This is a genomic window from Streptomyces sp. NPDC001781 (genome assembly GCF_053596035.1).
The window spans coordinates 1-8,079 of sequence record NZ_JBSFFI010000059.1 but is presented as its reverse complement, the minus strand read 5'-3'; the positions used below and the strand labels follow the sequence as shown (position 1 = coordinate 8,079).

Sequence of the window (8,079 nt, the reverse complement as noted above, 5' to 3'; positions counted from 1 at the left end):
CACCGCCGGACGCACACCCCGCGGATACAACGCCTCCCGCAACGCCCCCAGCAACACCAGGCACCGCTCGACCGACATGCCCCGCACCGGCTCACCACCCGCCACCCGGCGCGCCAACGCCACCAGATCCGCGCGCGAGAGCGGCCGCCGCACAGTGACCCCGGCCCCGGCCCCGCTCAGCAGCAGCCCTGAGCGCCGCGGCGAGGAGAACACCGCGTCGCCGTAGGGAGCGGATGCCAGGACGCTGGAGCCGAGGCCCCGCAACCACGCCTTCCGCCACACACCCTGCTTTCCGGTGCCCGCCTCCGGCAGGCCTACGAGACGCAGCGGGGCCACTCCGGTGCCCTGGGGCGGGGTGCCGGGAGCCACCGTCAACGGGCCGCTGTACGCCCAGCCGTTGCGGGCCGTGCGGTTGGAGAACGCCTCCGAGAGCGTCATCGGGCGCCCGGAGCCGCTGCCCGCGCCGGACAGCACGAACAGCACCGGAATACCGAGCGACGCGGCGCGCAGGGGCAGGGCCATCTCCAGCAGAGCCAGAAACTCCCTGTCGGCCACCCGGAGCGGCGGCGTCCCCGGCAGGTGGAGGACCACGAATCCATCGGTACCGGTGTCCGTCCACACCACCATGACGTCCTCGGGCTCCCCGTCGGCCCTCCACGGTGCGCGGAAGTGCGTGAGGGAGGTTCCGTCACCGTCCCGGTCCTGCCTGCCGACGACCCGCAGGTCCACACCGCCGGGGGCAGGAGTGCCGCTCCAGTTGTAGCCCTGGAACTTCTCGCCGTCCATGAGGGCGTGCGCCGGTCCGAACGCGCCCATGGACGCGAGGTGGAAGGCTGCCAGCGTGAAGTAGTCCGCCGGGTTCAGCCGCGCCGCGATGGCCTGGGCCGTCATGACCCACAGCTGTTGCTTCCTCGCCGGGGTCCACGGGTCCTCCGGGGACAGGTGGAGGACCCTGCGCCCGAGCTTCTCCGTGAACGCCTCGTCCCGGCCCGCCATCTGCCGGGCGGCGCCGGCCATGGCCCAGAGGGCCCACGTCACGGCGCTCTTGGTCACCGGGGCGTTCTCGGGCAGCCGCAGTACGTTCCGCACCAGGACCGCGCCGAACTGCGTGATCTGCCGCTGCGCGTGCAGGATCAGCGGATCCGGGAGGGCCTCGCCCAGCCTGGCCGCCGGGTTCTGCGACAGTCGCTGCGCGGCGAGGTCCAGAACCGTCCGGTAGTCGTCCGGTCCGGGCGTCCCGCTGCTGACACGCTGCGCGGCGAAGGTCCACAGTTCCATCCGGAACGGGGTGAAGCGGCTCAGGTCCGGGTCGTTGGCACGCAGGGTCTCCAGGGCACCGATGCCCGTGAGGAGCCGCTCGTACAGGGCGCTGTCCGTCTCGACCTCGGGACCGAACACGATCCGCAGGGCCCGCACCAGCTTGAGGGCGGTCTGGCGCACCCCGGGTGCCGCCTCACTGTCACCGGTGTGCAGCCCCGCGGTCCGGGCCCTCTGGTCCAGCTCGTGCGGCAGGGGTTCGGGAAACGCGTCCTCGTGCCGCCCGACCACTCCGTCGGGAGTGTCGTGCAGGATGTGGGCGTCGACGTCGAATCCACTGCTCGTCAGCGGCCCGTTGGTCACCAGCCGGCTCTCGTTCGCCGTGTGCTGGGTGAGGGACACCTCCTCCAGCGGGTCGCGCACCGGGGGCGCCGGCCGGTTGGCCAGCTGCGGCGCCGTCGGGTTCCCCGCCGAGCCGCCGAAGCACACCTCCACCTTCATGCGGTGACCGCTCGGCAGCTCGGCCACCTCGGGGAGTCCGCCTATGTACCGTCCGCCGTCCGCGGCACTCAGCCACACGGTCCGGCCGTCCCGCAGGGCCAGGAGCAGTCCGCCCGGCAGTCCGTGGGCGACGAAGACGTACACCGCGAGGTCCGGGGTCCTCGCCTCCTCGCTGATCAGCGCGGTCCGGCCGCCGGACGCCATCAGGTGCACCTGCTTCTTCGCGCGGAGGTACGACCGCATCAGCCGCTCACGGTCCCGCACGTCGTCCACGTGGGACATCCGGCCGAAGCGCTCGTGCCGGTCGGAGACGACGGGCCGGGACGCGACGTCGCTGTCGCGGAACTTCGTGCCGTCCAGAGCCGTCCACTCGCGGTCCACGAACGGCGCGGACGCCTTCGTCGGCTGGAACGGCACCCATGCGCCCAGCGGGTGGTCCGGGCCGTGGTCGATCAGCGCCGGCACGTGCTCGCGCTTCTTGTTGCGCACCAGGCGCCCGTCGCCGCTGGGCGCCCAAGCCGTCCGCTCCAGCAGGTTGGCGACCGCCCGCAGGTACTCCAGGTACCGCTCGTTGGCGAGGTTCGGCACCACCAGCACGACCGGGACGGTCTTCGGCAGCTTCGCCAGCTCCGGGTCCGCCGCCAGCTCGGCCGCCAGCTTCTCCGCGTTCAGCACCCGCCCGTCGGGGAACCGCACACCGTCCGGGTGGCTCTCGCCCCACACGATGTACGCCGTGTCACCCCAGGGCGCGTCCGCGTCCGCGCCCTGCACCTCCTTCAGAGCCGCACCCGGCTGCTCCTCGAACACGCGCACCCGGCCCACGCGGAGCTGGCGCACCTTCTCGCCCGTCAGGTTGCGCCCGCGCGGCGCCCCGGACGCGTTCGTCATCAAGGTCCCCGGCGACAGCAGCGAGCCGGCCGGGGGCTCTCCCCCCTCACCGATGCGCAGGGCCCCGATGTCCGGTACCTGTGCCGGGTCGGGGTCGTTCGTACCGAAGACGGTCAGGGCGTCCTGGGTGGCGGTGTTCCCACGGGTGGTGGGCTGCCGGGTGGCGGTGGTCCAGTGGCCCGGGGCCGCGCCGGCAGGGGCCGGCAGGGTCAGGATCCGGAGCGGGGCGGAGGGGTCGGCGGTGTGCGCGAGCAGCATCGGCGCGCTGTATCCGTAGGCGGGGCGCCCGGTGATCCGGGAGAACGTCTGTACCAGCTGCGGGCTCAGGGCTCCCGGGCCCGTGGTCAGGAAGAGCACCGGAATACCCAGAGGGATGATGCTCAGCTCCGGGTCGAGGCCGAGCAGCGCCAGGAACTCGTTCTCCTGCACCCGGACGGGGGTGCGGCCGGGCAGGTGGACGACGACGGTGCCGGCGCCGTCCACCTCGACCACGCGCAGCGTGGGCATGGCTTTGCCCGGACCGGTCCAGTCCGGCTGGACCGGGCGCGTGGTGATCCCGCCGGGCCCGGAGCCCACCTCGTGCACGGCGCCCCAGTCGATGCCCGCGGGGGCGGCGTTACGGGACCAGTTGACGCCCTGGACGTTGGATCCGTGCCGCAGTACGGCCGCCGGACCGAAGGCACCGGCTTCCTTCAGGTGGTAGGCGGCCAGCAGGTCGTGGTCGGAGACGTCCACGCCCTGAGCGGTCGCCTTCGACAGCAGCATCCACAGGTCCTCCAGCTGCGATCGCTCCCACCCGGCGGACGCGTCCAGGTGGAGGACCTTGCGGCCCATCGTCTCCCGGTCCGCGCGTGTCATCAGGGTGAAGACCTGGGCGGCACGGGCCGTGGCCCAGAGCGTGGACGCCGCTTGCCGGGGGGTGACCACCGCCGAGGCGGACAGCGACTGCACGTGCCGGGTGATCTGCTCGCCCCTGGCCGCCAGTTGCCGGAGTGTGGCGAGCAATGCCGGGGCGGGTACCGCGTCGGTCAGCCGGGCGGTGGGGTCGGCCGCCACGCGGGCCGCGGCGAAGTCGAGCAGGGCGAGGTACCCGGCCCGGTCCGGGGAGCGGCCGGTGTGTTCCTGGACGTAGAAGTCCAGGAGGTCCATGCGGAACGGGGTGAACGGACTGAGTGCCGGGTCGTTGGCCCGCATCCGTTCCAGCGCGGCGATGCCCTTCAGTACGCGCTCGTAGCGGCCGCCCGGCACGCCGCGGTCGTCCTCGATCTCGTTGCCGAACACCCTCCGCAGCGCCCGCACCACCCGCAGGGCGGCATCCCGGACCTCCACCGGCACCGCGCCCGTGCCGTCGTGCAGGCCCACCTCCCGCGCCAACTGGTCAAGCTGGTGCTCCAGCGGCTCGGGGGGGTGCTGGACCCGGCGCCCACGCTCACCGTTCGCCGCGTCGATCGTCGAACGCCGGGCGTCGTCGAGGCCGGTCGGCCGGGTCGCGCCGTCAGTCCCCCTCTGCGACAGGTTCGCCACGTGCTGGTCGAGCGAGACCTCACCCAGCGGATCGTCCACATGGGGTGCCGGAGCATACGGGGCCTGCTCCGTGTGCGGATCACCGTCCGACGCACTCCAGCAGATCTCCAGGTGTATCCGGTACCCCGGGGGCAGTTCCCGTACCTCCGGCAGCCCCGCGATGTACGCGGCCGCGTCCCGCTTGCCCAGCCACACCGTCCGGCCGTCCCGCAGCGGAAGCCCCATCCGCCCGGGCAACCCATGGGCCGCGTACACGTAAACCGCCGCGTCCATGGAGACCGGCTCCTCGCCGCCGTCCTGGTACGACGCGCCGACGGGCGTCCAGTGCACCAGCCGCCGCATCCGGCGGAAGGTACGGAAACGCTGCTCCACCCGTCGCAGTGCTTGCTGTCGCGGCATGGCCATCCGGCCGAACCACTCCTGGCTCTCGTCCACCAGCGGCAGGGTGTCCACGTCGCTGTCGTGGAACACCGTCCCGTCCAGCGCCGTCCACCGGCGGTCCTGGAGCGGGTCGGTCGCGGGCGACGGGGAGACCGCCACCCAGGAGCCGACCGGCACGCGCCCGTCGCGGTCGACCGAAGCCGGAACGAGTGCGCCGGTGCCGTCGGGGACCAGACGGCCGTCACCGCTGGCTCCCCACACCGTACGGCCCAGCCGGACGGCCACCTTTCGCAGCGTCTCCTGGTACTGCTGTCCCGCGAACGGGACGGCCAGCACGACGGGAACGTCCTTCGGCAGCTTCGCCAGTTCCGGGTCGGCGGCCAGCACCGCGGCGAGACCCTCGGCGTCCAGCACCCGGCCGTCCGGCAGACGCACCCGCCCGTCCCTACCGCCCGCCGCCACGACGTAGGCGGTCTCCGGCCACGGCGCCGGCCCGGCCGAGACCACCCTCGGTGCCACACCCGGCCGGGCCTCGACGACCTGCACCGTCCCCGGCTCGACCCGGCCGACCGGCCGACCCGTCCAGTTACGGCCCTGCGGACGCCCTGACGGCCCCGTGACCAGCGTCCCCGCCGACAGCAGGAAGTCCTCCGGCCCGGTCAACGCCCCCGGCACCGCCGAGGATTCGGGAACACTCTGCACGGGGGTCGACGCGTACGGCGGCGAGGCGGAAGGCGCGGAAGACCCCGGCGGCGGCACGAAGAGAGTCATCTCCTCGTCCTGCGTCACCGCACCGTCGACCGCCTCTCCGGCCCCGGCCACCTCCCAGGCCCGTACGCTGGCATGCTGCGGAACGATCGAGAACCTGGACAGCTCCAGGTCCACACCCGTCGAACCCGCCGCCGACAGCAGCAGGAACTGCAGGGCCACCGGCAGCGGAGGCTCCGACTGGCCGTTGGCCGCGAAGTAGGAGCTCACGGCGAACCGCAGATCGCCCCAGGTCAGTGAGGTCTGGAAACCATTGGCCGCACGAGTCTGCTCCAACGCCCAGAAGCCCCGCAGCAACGCCTCAAGCGCAGCCGTGTCGTTCTCCAGCAAGGGACCGTAGACCAGCCGGATCGCCCGCACCCACCGCCGCACGTCCGCAGTCCGGCCGCGGTCGCCGGTGATCTGCTCGGCCCAGCGGCCCAGCTCGGCGGTCGAGAGCCCGGGGCGGAACCCGACCCACCAGTCACCCTCCGCCAACTGCCACCGCGGCCCGGCCGACCCGTCCGCGGGGACCAGCACGGGTTCGATACCGCTGCCGGTGGTCCACACCCACCGGTCCAGGCCGTCGGCCAGGACCTCACCGGCCAGCGGCACCTCCAGCGGATCGCCCATCGGCGGGCCGGCCAGATCGGCCCCGGCCACCAGCACCGGGCTCTCCGGTGCCAGCGCCGTCAGATGCCCGTCCACCGCGAAGAGGAGGTCCACGACCCGCGCGTAGTCGACGACGGCATCGGAGCCGTCCGACAACGCCAGCACCGCCGCCCCGGGCCCACCGCGCAGCCCGACCAGGTGTGCCGTGCCGAACGGCAGTGTCTGCACGGGGCTTTCCAGCGTCGCCGGGCCCGGTCGCACGAAGGTGTACCCGACCACGTCGGGCAGCAGGCCGTAGGTCTGCCGGCGGGCGTCCTGCCAGTCCGCCGCGGGACGCGAGGACACACCCACCGGCCTGTCCCGCAGGTCCCGGTGACCGGTCACCAGCACGCGGTCCAGGAGGACCCGGGACCCGTCCAGCGCCACCAGCTCCGGAACCCACGACAGCACCGGAGGCGTCCGCGTGGGGTCGGCCAGGATACCGAGGGCCTCCTGCGCGGCCCCGACCAGCGCACGAAGCCTCTCCTGGTGCTGCTGGGGAACCGTGTCGACGGCACGGGACGCCTCGTCCACAGCCTTACGCAGTGCCTGGTGCACGGGGTCGTCGGCGGGCAGCGGGGTCCCCAGGGCGTACTCGCCCAGGGCGCGGGAGATCCTCTGGCTCTCCCCCACCGACATCAGCCGTCGGGCCTCGCCGCCCGGCTGCGGCAGACCCGCCATCAGCACCATCTGCACGAAGTGCGCGAGGCGCCGGACGGCCTGGTTGTCCAGGACGCGGTTGACGGACTCGCGGAGGGCGTCCTCGGGCAGCGGTACCCGGTGGGTGAGAGCTCGCCGGTAGGCCTCACGGCTGAGGCTCGACAACTCGGCCACGGCCCGCCGGATGTCCTCCGGCGACATCAACTGGGCGTTGTCGTAAGCGAAGTGCCGCAGCTCCGCGAGGACCAGCGGGATCTCCAGCCGGCCGTCGTCCGTGTCCAGGGTCGGGAACCGGTCGTCGTCCATGTCGACCATCTGCTTCTGGGTGACGACCTTGCCCCCGGAAGTGCGCCCCGTCAGTGCGGACGTCGTGTACTCGCGGGCCGACGGCACATCACCGATCGTGGCGTCGAAGAAGCCCGGGAAGAACGGCTTGTCCGGTGTGAGGCTCTTGCGGTACAGCTCCAGCAGCCTCGCGAGCGTGGCGGCGAGGCTCGCGCTGATGCCGTCGTGGTGCTGGTCGAGGAACTGCCGGGTGCGAGGCCGCAGAGCCCGCAGGACGCGGTCCAGGGCGGGGCGCGACGCCACCGCCAGGCCGTTCTTGGTCATGAACCCGGTCGGGCTCTGGTTGAGGATGACGCCGGACGGCCTGGCGACCGTGTGGGCGTAGATGAACCGCAGATAGCCCCAGATGTCGTCGATGTCCGGGATCGGCGCGAGGAAGGGAACGATCACGTCGGGCACATCGGTCCGGCCGGTGAGGACGCGCAAGAACTGCGCGGTGGCCTTCATCCCGAATTCCCGGCCCGAGGCATCCACCGCTCCGATGGACCCCTTCGGGAGCCGTTCGCCCGCCGCGTCCTGGAGCGCGCTCAGACCCAGGGCGGGGAAGCCGAGGGTGGGCTGTACGTAGGCGAGGTCCGTCCCGGACGGGTTGGGGCCGACCAGGGCCTTGTCTCCGAACTCGGTGGTCGTCCACCCGTCCTCGGTGGGGAGCAGCGCGGCCAGGGGGACCTGCGGTGCGGCGTGGGGCGCGTTCCTGGCGTCCAGCGCCCGCTCCACCCGGTCCAGCCGGGCTAGCGCCTCCTCCTGGGACTGCCTCCGTTCCCCCGGGAGCACCGCCATCGGTTCGACGACGATCTCGCCGATGAGGTAGGAGCCCTGGAGGGGCTGGGGCTCTCCGGGTGCGGTCTCGGGATAGGTGAAGTGCAGCCGCCCGTCGGCGGTACGCCAGAGGCCGGCGTGATCGGTGACGATCTTGAAGCCCGGCGCCTCGGCCAGTAGCTCCTTGGCCGGCAGGTCGCCGATGCCGCTGATCACGAACCGCTGACGCTTCTCCACCTCCAGGCCGAGCGCGCCGTACCCGTGCCCCGTGGCCGCGTCCAGCACCGCGTGTGCCGTGGACGACGACTGCGCGAACTCCGGCAGCGCACGCTCCACCGCCCGACCGGCGGGGTCGACGACGAGAGC

Annotated in this window: 1 protein-coding gene; it reads right to left on the bottom strand. The window is 72.9% G+C overall.

All coding sequences use genetic code 11. The features are described from left to right. Positions 1-8,079, bottom strand: an 8,079-nt coding sequence (locus ACWCV3_RS28360) for a lonely Cys domain-containing protein (protein ID WP_451230033.1), incomplete at both ends; no start/stop codon positions are given.